At 56.2% G+C, this 17,603-nt stretch carries 16 protein-coding genes; 12 read left to right on the plus strand and 4 right to left on the minus strand.

Translation table 11 applies throughout. From position 1 onward, the window contains the following. Nucleotides 1–50 precede the first annotated feature (50 nt). From DD235_RS12265 to DD235_RS12280, 4 genes are all read right to left on the minus strand, one after another. Complete coding sequence (locus tag DD235_RS12265; RefSeq protein ID WP_109062389.1) at nucleotides 51–686, minus strand: response regulator; 636 nt, start codon at nucleotides 684–686, stop codon at nucleotides 51–53. Between the two features lie 21 nt (nucleotides 687–707). Further along, on the minus strand, nucleotides 708–4,022 hold the full coding sequence (locus tag DD235_RS12270; protein ID WP_162300487.1) for a hybrid sensor histidine kinase/response regulator: 3,315 nt from the start codon (nucleotides 4,020–4,022) through the stop codon (nucleotides 708–710). Nucleotides 4,023–4,068: 46 nt separating this feature from the next. After that, nucleotides 4,069–4,278: a hypothetical protein gene (locus tag DD235_RS12275; RefSeq protein WP_109062391.1), complete on the minus strand. Its 210-nt coding sequence runs from the start codon at nucleotides 4,276–4,278 to the stop codon at nucleotides 4,069–4,071. A 129-nt stretch (nucleotides 4,279–4,407) separates the two neighbouring features. Beyond that, entirely contained in the window at nucleotides 4,408–5,112 is a 705-nt protein-coding gene (locus DD235_RS12280; protein WP_109062392.1) for a response regulator, read from the minus strand. Between the two features lie 208 nt (nucleotides 5,113–5,320). On the opposite strand from DD235_RS12280, the gene DD235_RS12285 reads away from it, so the two are divergent. The 12 genes from DD235_RS12285 to DD235_RS12340 all read left to right on the plus strand — a co-directional run bounded on the left by DD235_RS12285 (nucleotide 5,321) and on the right by DD235_RS12340 (nucleotide 17,590). Beyond that, nucleotides 5,321–5,644, plus strand: a complete 324-nt coding sequence (locus DD235_RS12285) for a hypothetical protein (RefSeq protein ID WP_109062393.1) — start codon at nucleotides 5,321–5,323, stop codon at nucleotides 5,642–5,644. A gap of 100 nt (nucleotides 5,645–5,744) precedes the next feature. Further along, on the plus strand, nucleotides 5,745–7,046 hold the full coding sequence (locus DD235_RS12290; protein WP_162300488.1) for an amino acid permease: 1,302 nt from the start codon (nucleotides 5,745–5,747) through the stop codon (nucleotides 7,044–7,046). A 183-nt stretch (nucleotides 7,047–7,229) separates the two neighbouring features. Then, a complete protein-coding gene (locus DD235_RS12295; RefSeq protein ID WP_109062395.1) occupies nucleotides 7,230–7,637 on the plus strand; it encodes a hypothetical protein in 408 nt (135 codons plus the stop codon). 56 nt (nucleotides 7,638–7,693) lie between these two features. Next, complete coding sequence (locus DD235_RS12300; RefSeq protein ID WP_109062396.1) at nucleotides 7,694–8,227, plus strand: fimbrial protein; 534 nt, start codon at nucleotides 7,694–7,696, stop codon at nucleotides 8,225–8,227. Nucleotides 8,228–8,419: 192 nt separating this feature from the next. Further along, nucleotides 8,420–8,989: a fimbrial protein gene (locus tag DD235_RS12305; protein WP_239990131.1), complete on the plus strand. Its 570-nt coding sequence runs from the start codon at nucleotides 8,420–8,422 to the stop codon at nucleotides 8,987–8,989. A gap of 20 nt (nucleotides 8,990–9,009) precedes the next feature. Continuing rightward, nucleotides 9,010–9,765 carry a fimbrial biogenesis chaperone gene (locus tag DD235_RS12310; protein ID WP_109062397.1) on the plus strand — a complete coding sequence of 252 codons (756 nt, stop codon included), beginning with the start codon at nucleotides 9,010–9,012 and terminating at the stop codon, nucleotides 9,763–9,765. Next, nucleotides 9,762–12,257, plus strand: coding sequence for a fimbria/pilus outer membrane usher protein (locus DD235_RS12315; protein ID WP_239990132.1), 2,496 nt, complete (start codon nucleotides 9,762–9,764; stop codon nucleotides 12,255–12,257). The genes DD235_RS12310 and DD235_RS12315 overlap by 4 nt, the downstream gene beginning before the upstream one ends. Then, nucleotides 12,248–13,408 (plus strand): fimbrial protein, encoded by a 1,161-nt coding sequence (locus DD235_RS12320; protein WP_109062398.1) that lies wholly within the window; start codon nucleotides 12,248–12,250, stop codon nucleotides 13,406–13,408. Before DD235_RS12315 ends, DD235_RS12320 begins: the two co-directional genes overlap by 10 nt. Before the next feature lie 80 nt (nucleotides 13,409–13,488). After that, on the plus strand, nucleotides 13,489–13,893 hold the full coding sequence (locus DD235_RS12325; protein ID WP_109062399.1) for an acyl carrier protein: 405 nt from the start codon (nucleotides 13,489–13,491) through the stop codon (nucleotides 13,891–13,893). Continuing rightward, nucleotides 13,890–15,101: a beta-ketoacyl-[acyl-carrier-protein] synthase family protein gene (locus tag DD235_RS12330; RefSeq protein WP_109062400.1), complete on the plus strand. Its 1,212-nt coding sequence runs from the start codon at nucleotides 13,890–13,892 to the stop codon at nucleotides 15,099–15,101. The genes DD235_RS12325 and DD235_RS12330 overlap by 4 nt, the downstream gene beginning before the upstream one ends. Before the next feature lie 137 nt (nucleotides 15,102–15,238). Then, nucleotides 15,239–16,078: a UTP--glucose-1-phosphate uridylyltransferase GalU gene (gene galU, locus DD235_RS12335; RefSeq protein ID WP_109062401.1), complete on the plus strand. Its 840-nt coding sequence runs from the start codon at nucleotides 15,239–15,241 to the stop codon at nucleotides 16,076–16,078. Nucleotides 16,079–16,645: 567 nt separating this feature from the next. Further along, the gene (locus DD235_RS12340; protein WP_109062402.1) at nucleotides 16,646–17,590 is read left to right on the plus strand and encodes a Gfo/Idh/MocA family oxidoreductase; all 945 of its coding nucleotides are present in this window, start codon (nucleotides 16,646–16,648) and stop codon (nucleotides 17,588–17,590) included. Nucleotides 17,591–17,603: the final 13 nt, after the last annotated feature.

Raw genomic sequence — 17,603 nt, forward strand, 5'->3', positions numbered from 1 at the left:
AGAGGCCGGTCTCTGCGTCAGGTTTGGGAAGGTTCTGAAAAAATCGACGCTCAATCAAGCAGTCGATGGCGTGTGCAGAAGGTAATCAGCTCCTGGTCATTGGAGACATTGAGTTTGCGCATGGCCGACCGTTTCTGATTGCTGATGGTCTTGATGCTCCGGCTCAGATCGTATGCAATGTCCTTGAGCGATTGCCCTCCGATAAAGCGGCGCAAGACTTCTATTTCCTTGCGAGAAAGGTCCGAGGCAAGTGTTGTATCCGCTGATGGTTGCTGGCGCATCAGGCTGGGATGCAGGTACTGGCGTCCCAGGCGCAGGGCTTCCAGTGCGATCTTGAGCGTATCGGGCGGATCGCTCTTGAGGACAACACCACTGGCACCGGCCTTGTAGAGAGAAGCGATCACCAGCGGGTTGCTCATCATCGTGACCACCAGGATCTGGGTCTGCGGGAAGTGATTGGCAAGATAGGCGATCAGCGCCAGTCCGTCGTTGTGCCGTGTGTCGCCGGGCATCGACAGGTCCGTAATGGCGACGTCCGGCTTTTCCTTGATGATATGTTCGATCAGTTCGGTCGGCGTGGTGACGCATGCCGTGATGTCGAAGCGGATGTCGTTGGCGAAGAAATCGCGAATCCCCGCCAGTACGAGAGGATGGTCATCGGCAAAAACCAGGCGCAGTTTCTTCATGGCGATCTGCCCGGGTGGAGGTCAGGTTGGCAAGTGTTCATCAATCACCGTTTTCAGATCAATTGCAATGCGCAGGAGTGTGGCTTCCAACTCGGGGGTCAGTGGCCCGGCACGCAACGCATCTTCTGCATTGTGAACCCGTTTGGCAAAACTTTGTTGGCGCATGCTCAACAGAGCGCCATGCATGCGGTGCAAGGCTTGCTGGATGCTCGAGGGTTTTTGGCTGCCAACCGCTTCCAGCAATGAGTTTGCATCGTCTGTCATGGATTGACGAAATAGCTCACGGTGCTTGGCCGGGATCAGGTCAAGTTCGCTGATGGCATCCGAGGTTGCGCTGTCGTGGATGGCTGGCGCGATCTGGGATACAGGCAGCGTCGTTGCGTCGGGTACCAGACGGGCCGATACCTTGTGTGGTGCCAGCGTGTACAGGCTGTGGTACAGCGTATCAAGGTTGATGGGCTTAACGATCCAGGCATTCATGCCTGCCTGCCGGCAGTGATTTTCTTCCTCGCGCATGGCATTGGCGGTGACGCCGATGATCGGGACGTCAGTGCCCGTGTTGCGCAAGGCAGAAGTCAGTTCATAACCGTTCATGCGGGGCATATTGACGTCGGTCAGCACGATATCGTAGGAGGCTGCTGCCCAGCGCTGGAGGGCCTCGGCACCATCGCTGGTCATGGTTACCGTGCAGCCCAGCAGCTCCAGTTGATCCCTGAGGGTAGCCTGGTTGATCGGATTGTCTTCCGCTACCAGTATTTGCAGGCCCAGTTCGTGATATGCATGGCTGTTCGATTCCAGCTCCGATGTGCTGTCGGGATGCTGAAGATAACGAAGGATGCCTCGCGCAATGTCATCGGCACCGCAGCCTTCCAGGCGAGCGTCGGCATGGTCTGGTTCTGGTGCCAGGGGTGTCCCGGCCAGGATGTACTTGCCGGGCCAGTCCGATGGACGGCCAGGTTGTGAGACCAGCACATCGATCAGCAAGGTGTTGGCTGATGCCGTCGCTGTTTCAGGCATGTCGGCGGGCAGGATTGCTTCGGCCTGGGCCCCCCATTTTCGGAACCACAGACACAGGTTTCGGCTCAATTCTGCGTGTGCGCTGCGTACGCGCAGATCAAGTCCACTCAAGTCTGGCTCTGCAGGGCGTTGCGGGCAGGCGGCTGTTTCCAGAGTGATTCGCAGGGCAAAGCTGCTGCCCAGCCCCAGCTCGCTGGTCACCTGAATGTCGCCACCCATGAGGCGTGCCAGATTGTCGGAAATCGACAGCCCCAGTCCGGTACCCTGCGAGGTGTGGTTCTGCGAGGCAACTTGGTAGAACGGGGTAAAAAGCCGTGTCTGATCTTCGGCACTGATGCCAGGCCCGCTGTCCACGACCTGGAAGACCAGCTCGACGCTGCCGTCGGGCTGGTGCTGTGATCGCAAGCGTGCGACGACCTGCCCAGAGAGTGTGAACTTGATGGCATTGCTGAGGAAATTGTAGATAATCTGGCGAATCCGTGTCGGATCGCCCTGCACACAATCCGGGACCGAAGGCTCGATGCAGGCAAATATCTGCAGGCCTTTCTGGCGCGCCATGCCGGAGAATCCATCCACGCAAGTCTGTACCAGCCGACCAGGGCAGAACGATTCCATGTTCAGGGCCATCTGGTCAGCCTCGATCTTGGTGAGATCCAGAATATCGCTGATCAACTGCATCAGGATGGCCGAGGATTGCTGTAGGCGCCGCAGGTGCTGACGCTGGGCGGGCGTCAGTTGTGTCATCGAGAGCAGCTCCATTGTGCCCAGAATGCCGTACAGCGGGGTACGGATTTCGTGGCTCATGGCTGCCAGAAAGCGTGACTTGGCACTGTTTGCGCTGTCGGCTTCGGACTTCGCCTTGCTGAGTGCCTTCTCGTATTGTGCGCGCACGCTGACGTCGGCAAAGGCACAGAGCAAGGCTGGTTGCCGGTGATAGCGGGTGGGCGCGTAGGCAACCTGCAGTGTCCGGTCATGGAGTTGCAGGTTGTCGCGGCTCCCCAGCGTATCAGCATGAAGCAAGTCTTTCGGTAGCAGGTTTGCGGGCAGTTGCCGTGTGCCGTCATCGGCGGTGGCGATATCCAGCCATTGCTGCGCCAATGTATTGGCAAACAGTACGCTGCCGTCGTCGCGCGACAGAATGCAGAGCGCCACGGGTGCCGTATCGAGCAAGGTCCTGCCGAAGGCTTCGCTTTCATGCAGGGCCTGGTGCGATTGCTGGATGGGCTGGACGACACGACGGTTATACCAGCGGGCATAGGCACCACCAACCAGGGTGCACAGGACAAGCAATCCCAGCGCTGTCAGGGGGAGCCATGAGTTGGCGCTAAACAGCGTGCTGTAGCGTACTTTGTAAACTCCGAGCCAACTGCCGCTGGCGTCTGTGAAGCCGAAGACGACGCCAGAAAGGGTCAGGTCTGTGCCTGTTTGGGTCTGTGGGGGGGGCGCTCCGTTGTTGCTGACCAGGATGCTGTCATTGTGCAGCATCCAGAATTCGTCATACAGCGGCGAGACAGCGATTTTGGCAAGAAGGTTGGTGCTGGCCAGGTTGAACACCGTGGCTGCGTGCAATTGTCCATTGTTGTCGGTATTGCGTACTGGCCAGACGCCGGAAGGAAACGGGGCGCTGGTATAGCCGACGATCGTGCCGGGCAGGTCGGGCAGGTGCAGCCATCGAATTTCTGGTTCAGACAGCGACGGACTGGCTGCACTCTGAGCCGCGCTGCGGATCGTTGCAACTGTCAGCAGCAGATCTTGAGGCGAAAGCGTCTGGCGTCCGGCAATGGTTTCGTCAGCAGGGACCACGAGGCTGAGATCTGAATTGCCATCGATCAGCAGGGTCGTTGCGCCTGGAAAATAGGAGCGTGACCAGTAGGCAGCATAGAAATCCGAGAGAAAGTCGCCGATGGCATGCAGGGCTGCGCGATTGGCGGGGTGGTCTGCATTGACCGGGCAGGTCACCTTTTCCATGCAGAGTATTGCGTAGGGAATATCGGCAATGGAGGGACGTACCTGGTAGAGGTAGGGCTTGTCGTCGTGGATCGTAGATTGATTGGCGGGTTCTGGCAGCAGCATCGCCGTTCGGGTCGGCAAGGTTTCGTTGCGCTGTTGCAGGGTGCGCAGGTAGCGTTCCTGTGCGTGGAGGTAGGTGGTCAGGGCAGCGAAATCGAATTCGGTTTTTTCCCGTGCCTGAGTGATGATGAGTTGCATGCCCCAGAACAACGCAATAATCAGCAGGATGGCCAGAGGCAGTCCTCCGAAGATGGCGATCTGCAGCCACCGGAACGAGCGCGATATCTTGCGAAAGGATGCGGGAGGCATGGCGGTCCTGGACCGAGGGCGAGGTTGCATCATATTCATTAATCCCTCAGCTGTGTTGTCCGGGTTTTCCTGGGCAGCAGATTTGTTCATTGGCAGCCACGTGTTGTTTCCACTGGCTGGTCAGCGCCCGGCGCTGCTTGGGAGATGACAGCAGGAACTCATTCATCATGCCAATGAACTGATCCTGTCCAGTCGTTCCCAGATGGGCAAACTGAAGCAATACGCCCTGAACGGTTCCCTTGTCTGCCTTGCTCACTGCTGTACTCCGGATGGCCGAGTGACTTTAACTTTCCGAGAGATTGCCCCTGTTGGGGTGCAAATGCAAAAAAGTGTAAAGAAGCAAAAGGAATTTCACAATCGGATCAGTTCTAAATTTCAAACTGCATCAGTTTGCTGCGTGGTCTTTATTGCTGTCCAGTGTGTCGGGCGGTGGTGTGTCCGTATTGCCGCTGCCCATGATAAGGCCGCTTTCGTAGGCAAACTTGAACAGATCGGCATCACGCTGTATACCGAGCTTGCGCATGGCGCTGTTCTTCTGTGTGCTGACGGTCTGCTTGGTGCGATTGACCTGCTGGGCGATTTCATTGATCGATGCCCCGCCAACATATAGACGGACCACTTCTGCCTCGCGGCGCGACAGTTTCTGTCGTTCCGAGGTGGCCGCTGCTGTGGGGCCGGCACCTGCAGTGCGCAGGCTGGGAGACAGATAGCTGGCTCCTGCATGCACGGCATGAATGGCGGCAATCAGATGATCGATTTCATCGGCCTTGCTCAGCACGGCCTTGATGCCCAGATCCAGCATGGCGGTCACCATTGCCAGGTTGTCCACCGTGGTGAAGACAATGATCTTGAGAGCCGGGTAGCGGCGTTGCAGAAATGCCAACATGCCCATGCCATCTCCTACGCTGCCGCCGGGCATGACGTAATCCGTGACCAGAATGTCGCATGGCCTGCGGGTCAGCAGGTCGATGACTTCGGTCGAATTGTGGGCGGTACCCACGATATCGAGCGTGCGCAAGGCAGACAGCTCATGCTGCATGCCAGCGATCAGGACCGGATGATCGTCTGCCAGGATGATTTTGATGGCCATGATGCAACTCCATTGTGTACCCGACCAGGGACGGACTAAGCGACTCGGTACTGTATCCCGGCCATGTTAGACAAAAGTTAGTACCTGTCTGTATGGATATCAATTATTATTAGGACAAGTTCGAAATTTGTCGGCAAGACAAGACAGTCACAGAGGGACAGTTTGCTACGGATTGGCCGCCGCAGACATGTCGCAGGAGGGAAGTGCTATGAAAAAGATTGGCTCCGCACTCGTTCTGGCTGCCATGATGGGCCTGGGTACGCAAGTTGCTGCCTCCGGTCTCCCCAACAAGGTTGATCGTGGGGTCATCCGTTTCCAGGGGCAAATTGTCGAAGGTGCCACCTGTCGTCCGCAGGTCAATGGTCGCACTGCAGTACTTCAGGTCTCCGCTGTCTGTTCGGACCAGCGTGTCATGCAGCGCGTCCCTGGTCGCCAGGCTGGCGACGAGGTCATGATCGATGTGCGCGACATTCCCGCACGCGATGGGCGGCAGGATGTTCGTCGCCAGCTCGTCACCCTGACATACCGCTGAGTTTCCTGTCCTGATCCGTATCGGCTCGCCGCCCCGTTTGAGGCGGCAGCTATACTGAATCATGGCGGACATCCTACATATCATTCGAAGAGAGGCCGGCTTGCCTGCCGTTCTGGGATCGGCCCAGATGGCAGGCGTGGCCTTTGGCGCAGTCATCAGCTATGGGCTGGTCTCGGGCGGGGTGCTGCCCCTGATGCTGGCCGGACCTGTTGTGGCCATGGTGGGCTATGTGGCTGCGGCCTGCTTGGTACTGTTGCTGATGTACTGTCTGGCGGATATGGCCGTAACCCATCCTGTGCCAAGCGCTTTTGGTGCCTATGCCGAAGCTTATATTGGCCTGCGCATGGGGATTGTCGTGCGTGTCGCCTATTTCAGTGCGGTCGTTTGTATTGTCGGCACGGAAGTCGTCCTGCTGGAGCCACTGTTCGGCTTCTGGCTGGCACCCTTGCCAGGGTGGATGGTCGTTGTCCTGTTGTTGATCGGGCTGGGCGCAATCAATGGGCTGGGCGCGCTGGCCTCTGCGCGTTTCGGATTGTCGCTGGCCGTGCTGAAGGTCATCGCCCTGATAGCGCTTGTTGCATTGGCGGTCTATCAGGCACCGTTGGCCGGCGAGGCAGAAATTGGAATCGGGGATACCGTTTGGCCAGACATCTGGGCTGATGTGCCCCTGCCATCACTTTGGCAGGCATTTGTCGTGGCGGTTCTTGGGTATATAGGTATCGAAACCATGGCAGTGGCTGCGGCCGAAACCGCAGCGCCTGCTGCCGTGCTGCGTCGAAGCATGCGCAGGGCGACCTGGGGAGTGCTGATATTGGTTCTGTGCGCAGTGGCGGCCTCCGGCTGGATTCAGGCACAGCACTTTGTTCCATTCAATGTGCCTCCCTTTGTCTATCTGTTGGGCCTGACCGGTGTGCCGGCAGTCAATACGGTTTTCAATGTACTAATGCTGCTGGCAGTCGTCTCTGTGCTCAACAGCCAGATCTATGCAGGATCTCGCCAGTTGTTTGGCCTGAGCAGGGCTGGTCGGGCCCCGGCGGTGCTGGCGCGCCCCTGGTCGCGTAGCGCAAGCGGCAGCGTTGCCTGCACAGTATTGCTGCCCATACTGATATATCTTGCCTATGAAGCCTTTCCGACGCAGGTATATATTGGGGCGACGTCAATTGCCGTGACGGCCTTGCTTGCTGTCTGGATGGCGATATTTGCCTCGCATGTCGGTTTTCGTCGGCAGGCGGGTGGCCGGTCGTGGCAAGGCGTGGTCGGTGTGGTTCTGGTATTGGCTATTGCTGCATCTACGCTGCAGATTGATGTTTTTGGTGTGGCGCTGATGGTCGGCCTTCCTTTTCTGATTTTTATTTTCATGGCCGAATTTGTTTTCGGACTGTTTTTTGCCAATCCAAAATGAAAATAAATGACAATTAATGGGAGGTGTTTAGTACAAGTACGAGTTGGTGAGTTTTTGTGCGGGTTGTTTCGTTTTTGTTCTATATATCCCGCCAGATGAAGGTCCTAATATACGTTCACGCTCGATTTGTGGAGCGCAAGGCGTAAAAGCCTGATCGTGAAATTAACATACCGAGTGATTTGAATGAGCAAGCTGGGAATCTGGGTGGATTTTCAACAGAAAATCGTTTGCACTGAGTTGCGTCGTCAGGATCTTATCTCGTTTTCCGAGTGGGCCTACGATGCCAGCGATTGTGCGCAACGATTTTCCGAGACGTCTTATCTGGGTTACCGCATTTGGGCAGTGCCGTGCATGAGGCTGATGCGCAAGCATCCGTCGCTGTCGCGAGCCCTGGCTGTCGTCGTCCGTTGGATGGTGGCGGACATCAAGCATGAGCGAGGTGTCAGCAGCCAGTCCCATTGGATGGGCAGGGTGGTGCGCCGGGGTATTTTCTGGCCCGCCAACCGGCTGATCGGACATGCTGCTTCCCTCGCTGTGCCCACAGGGCAGTCGAAAGGCGACAGCGATTGCGCATTCGTACTCAAAAGTTGATTTTCCGAATCCACTTCACTTCATCAACTCTTGTATTTAGGATAGGTTCAAACATCATGAAAAAGACTCTTGCCAATGTTCTGGTTCTCGCTGGCTTTGCCGCCATCGCCGGCACGGCTGCTGCCGACAGCGGCAATATCTCCTTCCAGGGTGAAATCACGCAATCGGCCTGCTCGATCGGTGGCGGTCAGCAAGGTGCCAACATGGTTGTGCCGATGGGCAGCATCTCGACCAACATGTTCAATGGCGTGGGCTCCAAGGCCGGTGACGGTACCGACTTCACGATCGCTCTGCTGGGTTGCGACACCGACGTGTCGGAAAACGCCTCGATTTCGTTCCGTCCGGGTGCTGGCAGCGTGATCAACAATCGCCTGCTGAGCCTGGAAAACGGCAGTGGCGCAACTGGCGTGGCCGTGGCCCTGGTGGCTGAAGACGGTACCGCGATCAACGTAGGCGGCACTGCGACCACCTATACCCTGGTCAAGGGCACCAACAACTTCAACTTCAAGGCCTACTACGAAGCCACCGCCGCCGACATCAAGGCTGGTAAGGCCAATGCTCGCGCCGTTTTCGAAGTGACCTACTCCTAAGCAGCGCAGGCCGGGGGTTTAGCCCCGGCCAGTGGAGGCCGGCCATTGGTCGGTCCTCTGACAGGGCCGCGCGTGCGCGGCCTTTTCAAAGAAGTGTGCCGTCATCGTTACATGGCTGGCCGCACGAGAACAATCCAGAAATCTTAAGGCTGCACCTGTTGCGAAGCATCAGGCGGGCTTGTCTGCGCCTGTATGGCGCATACCTTCATAGTCACGATACCGATGAAATCCATATCGAAATTTATCTTCCGGGCGATTGCCTTTTGCCTGGCTGCGAGTGCAGCTCACGCTCAGACTGCGACCCTGAATATTTCCGGTCGTATTACCAATACACCGTGCACGATTTCTGTGGGTAACGTCAATATGGGTGATGTACCGATTAGCGAATTTGCGGCTTCCAATATTGCGCCTGAAAAATATTGGAAGAATTTCAGCGTGACGTTGGGTGGTTGTGAACTGAGTACCTTGAGTACTGCATCACTCAAGTTTAAAGGCACGACTGCTGGTGACAACATAACATTGGCATTGCAATCCGGAACGGGGGCCGCTCAAGGATTCGGCGTCATGATTGTTACTAAAGATGCGACTCATATGAGTGATCGGATGGTGAATGTCGATGGCAGCACTTCTTATGCATTTAATGTTGCCTCGGGGAAAAAGACTTTTGATTTTCAGGCTGCTTACAGAGCAACGTCGTCGAATACGACACGTAAACCAGGCACGGCCAATGCCACGGCAACGATCACTTTGACCTATTCCTGATTGACTCGGAGGTATGACTCATGGCTACGTTCCAGAATACGACTGCAGCCGCATGTGTGGCTGCTGCCTGCCTGTTGATGGCAGGAACGGCCCAGGCTGCCGTCCAGTTGTCCAGCACCCGTGCGATCATGAATGAAACAGATCGCAATGTCTCCGTATATGCCCGCAATATGTCGGCCGAGCCTTTTGTGGTGCAGGCCTGGATCGATGGCGATGACGAAGAAATGGAGACGCCGTTCTTCATTTCGCCGCCGCTGAGTCGTTTCGATGGCAATGCCGAGCGCAGCCTGAATATCACGCGCGTGGGTGAGGATGATCTGCCCAGTGATCGGGAGTCCTATTACTGGATCAACGTGCTGGAAATTCCGCAAAAAACAGATGGCGATGAAAACAGCCTGATGCTCGCCACACGTACGCGGATCAAGCTGTTCTATCGCCCGAACGATATCCAGAAGTCCCCACGAGGCGCGGAACTGATCAAGTGGTCGATGGCGCGTGAGGGTTCGCAATGTCAGCTGGCCATCGAGAATACCTCGGCCTACAACATCAATTTTGCCAGCATCGATCTGACGGGCGAAGCCAGCGACTTTGGGCGCGCCCTGATTGCCAAGCCGCTGGAAACGACGCGGGTGCCACTGGCGCACTGCCCTGTCGGGGGCGTGTCTGTCACGCCTCATGTGGTCAATGACTATGGTGTTGTCGAGTCCTGGCCGGCTGTGGTACCGGTTCTGTCGGGCGCACCGGTCACGAGCGTACCTGCTGGAGCAGTGCAGTGAATCCTTGCAACTTGCCGGGGCGATCCCTGGCGCTGTATGTAAGTGCCGTTCTGGGCCTGTTCGCCCTGTCGAGCAGCCATGCCGAAGAGCTGGCTGCCCAATTCGATGACAGCTTTCTGCATCAGGGAGCCGGCCAGCCGAGCGTGGATCTGTCGATCTTTGCGCTGTCCAACCGTGTGCTGCCAGGTCTGAAGTCCGTGGTGTTGCGGGTCAACGGGCAACTGTCGGGAATGCGGGAAATCGATTTCATTGCCGTTGATGGCAAGGAAAACGCGCAGCCCTGCCTGTCGACCGAGCTGCTGGAAGACGTTGGTGTCAATCTGCTGGCTTTCCCCTCCCTCGTCGGGGTGGGGGCACCGCCGTGCACGAGCTTGCTTGCAGCTATTCCGTCGGCCTCGGCCAATTATGATTTCGACAGGAATATCTTGAACCTGTCGATACCCCAGGCCGCGCTCAATCAGCGTGCGCGGGGTGCCGTGTCGCCCGAAATGTGGGATACCGGTGAGACGGCCTTCTGGTCTTCATATCATTTTTCGCATAACCAGATGCGGATTTCGGGTGAGGGCCGCTCGACCAATCGCAGCAGCTTCCTGAGCCTGCGCAATGGTCTGAACCTGGGTGCCTGGCGTTTGCGTGCCAATGGTAATTTCTACGACAACAACGGCAGTTCGAATTTCACCTGGAATGACTTCTATGCCGAGCGCGATGTCGCTGCCTGGCGCGGTTGGCTGCGCCTGGGCGACAGCTCGACATCGGGCCAGATATTTACCTCCACCCGGTTCCGGGGCGTGCAACTGCAATCCGATGAGGGCATGCTGCCGGACAGCATGCGGGGTTACGCGCCGGTGGTTCGCGGTGTGGCGGCGAGCAATGCCAAGGTCACCGTTCGCCAGAATGGCTATGTGATTTACACCACCTTTGTCGCGGCTGGGCCGTTCGTCATCAATGACCTCTATTCGACACCAGGTGGCGGCGACCTGGAGGTCGAGGTGGAGGAACTCAATGGTCGCACCACGCAGTTTTTCCAGCCGTTTTCGGCACTGCCGACCATGGTGCGCGAAGGTATCTGGAATTACAACTTTTCCCTGGGACAGCATCGCCAGAGCTTCGGTAATGGCAAGCCACTGATGGGCATGGCGACGTTGGCGTATGGTTTGCCCTACGGGCTGACTGCCTATGGCGGTCTGACGACGGCCGAGGGCGGTTACCACGCAGGTGCGATTGGCATGGCGATCAACATGCGGGCTCTGGGCGCGCTGTCGCTGGATTTGACCAGTTCACGCTCGCGCCAGCTGGATGGTGGCAAGCTGGTCGGTACTGCCGCCCGCATTCAGTATGCCAAGTCGTTTGCCGAAAGCGGTACCGACCTGACGCTGGCCAGCTATCGCTACAACTCGTCGGGTTATCGCAGTCTGGATGATGCGCTGCGTGATCGTAACGACAGTACCGTGTTTCGTGGTTTGCAACGCCAGCAGGAATATCAGTTGTCGTTTGCCCAGCGCATTGGAGAGACGGGCTCGCTTTCGTTCAACTATTTTGGCCTGACCTACCGTAATGAGGAGAAGAAGGCCGAGTACATGCAGGTGGGGTATTCCAGTGCCGTTGGGCGTGTCGGTTATTCGATTAACCTCGGTCTCAACCGCAGCCCGCAGCAGGAACGCCAGTCCACGGTCATGCTCACGCTGAGCCTGCCCCTGGGGGGATCACATACGGCCAGCTATTCAATGAATCACACCAGCGGCCAGGGTACCAGCCATGATGCCAACCTGAGTGGTGCGCTGACCGACGACTATGCAGTGACATATGCCCTGCAGGCCGGGATCAATTCGGGCAATGACAGTGGTGGACATGGCTATGGTTCGCTGGGTTATGCCTCGCCTGTCGGAATCATGAACGTCAGCCATGCCTATGCACGCAATAGTTCGAATACTAACTTCGACTTCAGCGGTGCGGTGGTCGTGGATGGCAAGGGGCCGCTGTTTGGCCAGTCGCTGGGTGAGACGGCCATTGTGGTCGATGCGCCGGGCGCGGCCGGAGTACAGGTCGAGTCTTTCCCAGGGGTGCGTACCGACAGCAATGGACGTGCGCTGATTCCCTATGTCAGCCCGTATCGTGAAAACCGCATTTCGTTGGCACCTGATTACGACGATGCAACCGCGACGATCCAGCAGAACGTGCAGACTGTCGTGCCGACACGGGGGGCTATTGCCGTGGCACATTTCGAGACTGCAATTGGCCGCACGGTTATCGCGACCCTGCGGGGAAGCGACGGCAAGGTATTGCCATTTGGTGCGTCCATCTATGACGATGATGGCGAACAGCGTGGCGTGGTCGGGCCGGTGGGGCGTTCGTGGCTGACGGGACTGCAGGGCAACAACCATTTCCTGGTGAAGTGGGGCGAACAGCAAGAGTTGCAGTGCACCTTTGAAATCGATGTGTCGGCTGCCGAGCAGGGAACCGATAAAGTACAGAAGGAGTTCACATGCGCCTGACCAGAGTGACGCGAATCAGGATGGTGCCGGCTTTGGTTATCACCTTATTGGGTATGGCCAGCCAGTCGGTAGTCATGAACGAGGCCTATGCCGGGCCGCTTGATAGCCGTGCGGTGGCTTGCCGCCTGAATAATCAGGGTGGCAAGACCAACAAGGGTAACACCTATACGGCTTATCGTAGCTCCGGCTATGTTATGCCGTTGTCTGTTGGTGTGACGACAAGACCGCTGCCTTCCGAGGCGCAGCGTGGTCAGGTGCTGTTTTCGACAACTGAGAGCGCTTTGCCATCTCTGTATGGAGAGGCACAGGGGCAGGCCGCGCCACTTTATTACTGTCCGCCAGGCACGACCGAGAGATTCGACGGCAATGGTGCCTATATTGATAGCGCTTACAAGCTTTATTCAACTGGCGTGCCGGGCATAGGGTATCGGGTTTACTATTATCTCAACGGAGGGGAAGAGGTCCCGGCACCTGCGACCTTTAACAATTCCTATCAGACGGGTGCGCTGGTATTTCCCATGAACGGATCTGGTCAGAGCGGGTACTTGACTACGCGTATTGATTTTGTGGCGACTGGGCAGCCGATTCAACCGGGAGTGATCAGGGCCAGTCAAGTCTTTGGGCAGGTGACCGTGCCAAATGCCGGTATCAGCATTCCCTGGCAACTGTACAAGGTGTACATGAACCAGGACATCACGATTACCGTGCCCACGTGCAATGTCACCAATACTGCAGCATTGAACATGACTTTGCCCGATGTCTCGACGACTCAACTGTTGAGTGGCAAGGCGGGTGGTATTAGCGAGACCGTGTTACAGGTTAGTTGTGCGGCTACCAGTCGTCTTGCGCCTTCACTGAAGATTACCGCCAACACGCAGGTCAGCGGTCAAGCGGCGACCTTGCGTAATCAGGATGTGAGTGCTGGTGGTGCTAAAGGGGTCGGGGTGAAGCTGTGGTTGTATGACCCACCTGCCGGCGGCCATCGCCAGGTGTCGTTTGGTACCGAAGAAAAAGGTGTTGGGTTGCCCGTTGGTAATGTGCCCACCAGTCAATGGACGTATGGTTTGGGGGCGAGTTACCAGCAGATAGATTCCACGGTACAGGCCGGGACAGTCCGGGCATCTGCGACCCTCACGTTTACCTACATGTAATTGGGAATGTTCTTGTATTCCGGCCCACGGCGCTGGGATACACTGTTTTTTCCATTTTCAAGCAGCCTTGGAGAGTCGATATGTCGGGACTACCGGATCGGGAACAGTTGCGGGTCACGCTCGCCAAGGTCATTGCGGAAACCTGCCGTTGCGATGCCGCGGCATTGTTGCGTGACGCCCCCTTTACCACAGTGATCGAGAATTTCGATTCACTCTATATGCTGGAAATCATGCTGGGCATCGAGGTCGAGTATGGCCTGAGCGCAGATGATCTGTTGCCTCGCGACTATACGACCAGCGAGGAACTGGCCGAGTTCTTTCCAACCAATCTCACCGAGCTGGCCGAGCATATCGAGAAAGTCGCCGAGCGCAAGGCTGCAAACGAAGCTGCCGGCATCCATCCGCCAACGCCCGAAAGCGTCGAGGCCGAACTGCGACGCCAGATCGAGGTAGAAGAACAGGCCCAGAAGGGAGAGCGTGTATGAGCCGACGTGTTGTCATTACGGCAATCGGGCTGGCCAGCCCGGTCGGCGATACTCCTGATGCCTGCTTTGATGCCTTGATTGCCGGAGCCTGCGGGGTGACGCCGCATCCCGACCCTGCCATCGGCCGGGATGTCGGCTATGTGCGTGGCGACATGACCGTGAATTTGCCCGGTAACCAGGCCATCATGCTGGATCGTGTCTCTCATCTGGCGCTGTATGTCGCAAAACAGGCGCTCGAGGCTGGCCGGCTTGGCACAGAGCAGCAGGCGGAGTGCGGAGTGTTTGTCGGCACAGGTATCGGTGGGGTATCCACGCTCTGCGATGCCGTGGGTGCCTTTCATGACAAGATTCCGCGTCGTGCCCAGTTGGTGATCCCTGCCGTGATGCCCAATGCGCCGGCGGCACATATCGCCCAGCACATGACGTCCACCCAGGAAGCCCAGACCTATGCAACGGCCTGTACGGCAGGTGCGGTCGCGATTGGCGAGGCATTCCGGCGCATTCGTGATGGCTATCTCGATGTGGCGCTGGCGGGAGGTACCGAGGCCATGCTGCGCCCTGAGCTGATGCAGGCCTGGGGACAATTGCAGGTGCTGTGCCGTGATGCCTCTGCCGAGCCCTATGGCGGTTGCCGCCCGTTCAGCAAGGGGCGGACGGGGTTTGCGCTGGGCGAGGGTGCAGCCATGCTGTTGCTGGAAACATACGAACATGCCATGGCGCGCGGTGCCACGCCGATTGCGGAAGTGTGTGGCTATGGGGTGAGCAACGACGGCACGCACCCATTGCGCCCCAATCCGTCAGGGCAGGCTTTGGCCATTGCCCGGGCCATGCAGCAGGCAGGGCTGGCCCCCGAGGATGTTGGTTATATCAATGCTCATGCGACGGGCACCCTGACCGGTGATCGGGTCGAGACCGCCGCCATCCGCCAGGTGTTTGGCCAGGCAGCAGATCGTCTTGCTGTCAGCAGCATCAAGGGAGCCATCGGTCATCTGATCGGTGCCGGTGGCGCGGTCGAAACTGCGGTGACCGCACTGGCGCTGCAACGGCAGGTCTTGCCGCCCACGCTGCGTTTCGAGGGGGGCGATCCACAGTGTGATCTGGATTACGTGCCGAACCAGGCCCGGCGTGTGGAGGGGCTGTCTGTTGCCCTGAGTCATTCGTTTGGAATGGGCGGAAACAATGCGGTGCTGGCGTTGAGGGGGGTGTAGGGTTGCAGCGCGCAGGTATCTGAGAAAAAGAGTCGCGCCGTCAGATTGTCACATCTAATGGATGTTTTTTGACAGTAGGCTGCTGCCAGTCAGCCTACAATTGAAGATTGCTCAATCTTCAATTGCATCCTATCTCTATGAAACCCATCCGCAAGGCCGTGTTTCCCGTCGCAGGGCTGGGTACCCGTTTCCTGCCTGCCACCAAGGCCATGCCCAAGGAAATGCTGCCGGTCATCGATAAACCGCTGATCCAATATGCGGTTGAAGAGGCTGTCAGGGCCGGCATTACGGATCTGATCTTTGTGACCGGGCGCAACAAGCGTGCCATTGAAGATCACTTTGACCGCATTCCTGAACTCGAAGCCGAGCTTGAGGCCAAGGGCAAGGATGCGTTGCTCGACTGTGTCCGCAATATTCTTCCTGCCCACGTCAACTGTATCTATACACGCCAGCCATCACCACTTGGCCTGGGGCATGCGGTGCTGTGCGCGGCACCGATTGTCGGAAATGAGCCGTTCGCCGTTCTTCTGGCTGATGATTTATTGGATGCTGATGTATCAGTCACACAGCAATTGATTGATGCTGCGCATCGTCATGGTGGCAGCATGCTGGCGATCCATGATGTACCGGCAGACCAGACTGGTAAATATGGAATTGTTGCTGGCTCCCGTGCCGCGTCGGATTGTCTCAAGGTAGAGCGAATAGTTGAAAAGCCAGTGCCGGAAAAGGCACCATCTACGCTTGGTGTCGTTGGGCGTTATGTGTTGGATTCGGCCATTTTCGAATGTCTGAGGGAAACGCAGGCCGGCGTGGGTGGAGAGATTCAGTTAACAGATGGGATTGAGCGGCTTATGCGATTACAGCCTGTGTTCGGCTATCAGTATGCCGGTACACGCTATGATTGTGGAAGCAAAGAGGGGATGTTTCGGGCAATTGTTGATCTTGGATTTAAATATCACAATTTAGACCATTTGTGATGGATTTATGCGTTGAGACGACCAGGACTCAGACTGGAGGAAAGTTTTGGAGAAGGGGGAATTTCAAATATTATTTCTTGTCTGAAATTATAATGAAGTTAATGTAAAAAATGGCAGCGATTCTGGTGAATATTGTTCAGTTTTGCTGATTGGTGTAAGTTTTTTTATCTTGGATTTATGTCCGAATGGCTGGTGTTTTAATTTCGCGAAAATATTTGATTGTGGGGAATGGTTGTTGGTCCTGGTTTAAATGTGGTGTGCGGCTGGGTGTTTCTGATGTGCGCTGCTGAAAGGTGGTCTCGAAATCATCAGTGGGTACGGGCGTAGCTGTTCATTGTGATCTGCCGAGCTGTTTCGGTGGCAGTAGTAAAGCCTTTAGAGTAGTACAATATTGTTCGGCTGTTTTGTTGCCATGCAGAAAGAGGCTGGATGTGTGTCCCGCCTCAGGAAAGAGAGATCCAGAGTTGGATGGGTTTTGTTTTGCTGGTTGGTATTTCCTGAATTATTGTCCTGCGGCTGAATAAATTACTATTCAGTGTTTTTTTTGAGCGTGTATTGGAAAATAAAATGAAAAATTTTGCATTGATCGGAGCAGCTGGGTATATTGCACCCCGCCATATGAAGGCAGTCAAAGATACCGGCAATGTGCTGGTTGCAGCCTTTGATCCAAATGATTCGGTTGGAATCATTGACAGCCATTTCCCTGATGCGGAGTTTTTTACCGAATTTGAGCGATTTGATCGATATGTGGATAAATTGCAGCGCGCAGCCGATACGCGCAAGGTGGATTATATGGCTATCTGCTCGCCTAACTATCTACACGATTCGCATATGCGCTTTGCTCTTCGCTCTGGAGCGGATGCTATATGCGAAAAGCCATTGGTTCTGAATCCCTGGAATATCGATGGCTTGCTGGATATCGAAAAGGATACGGGACGTCGCGTCAATACCATTCTGCAATTGCGCGTACATCCTGCGATTATGGCATTGAAGGAAAAGGTGCAGTCTGAGAGCAAGGATACAAAATATGATGTCGACCTGACCTACATCACGTCGCGAGGACACTGGTATCTGCAATCGTGGAAGGGTGATATAAAAAAATCGGGTGGTATTGCCACCAATATCGGTGTGCATTTCTTCGATATGTTGCATTTCATTTTTGGTGACCTGCAGGACAATGTCGTGCATTTGTCATCGGATACCAAGGCCGCCGGGTATCTTGAATACGAAAAGGCCCGGGTCCGTTGGTTCTTGTCGGTTGATATCGAGGATGTGCCGCAGGCGCAGCGTGATGCTGGTCAGCGTACGTTCCGGTCCATTACCGTAGATGGCGAAGAGATCGAATTTTCCGGTGGCTTCACGGATCTGCACACTCGCAGCTATCAGGAAATATTGGCTGGGCGAGGTTTTGGTCTAGAGGAAAATCGAGTTGCAATTAGTACGGTTTCCCGTATCCGTGATGCACAACTGACTCCTCTGACGGGTGATTACCATCCATTTTTGAAACGTTAATGGCGATAAATAC

The organism is Corticimicrobacter populi, from assembly GCF_003123725.1.
Lineage (GTDB): Bacteria > Pseudomonadota > Gammaproteobacteria > Burkholderiales > Burkholderiaceae_B > Corticimicrobacter > Corticimicrobacter populi.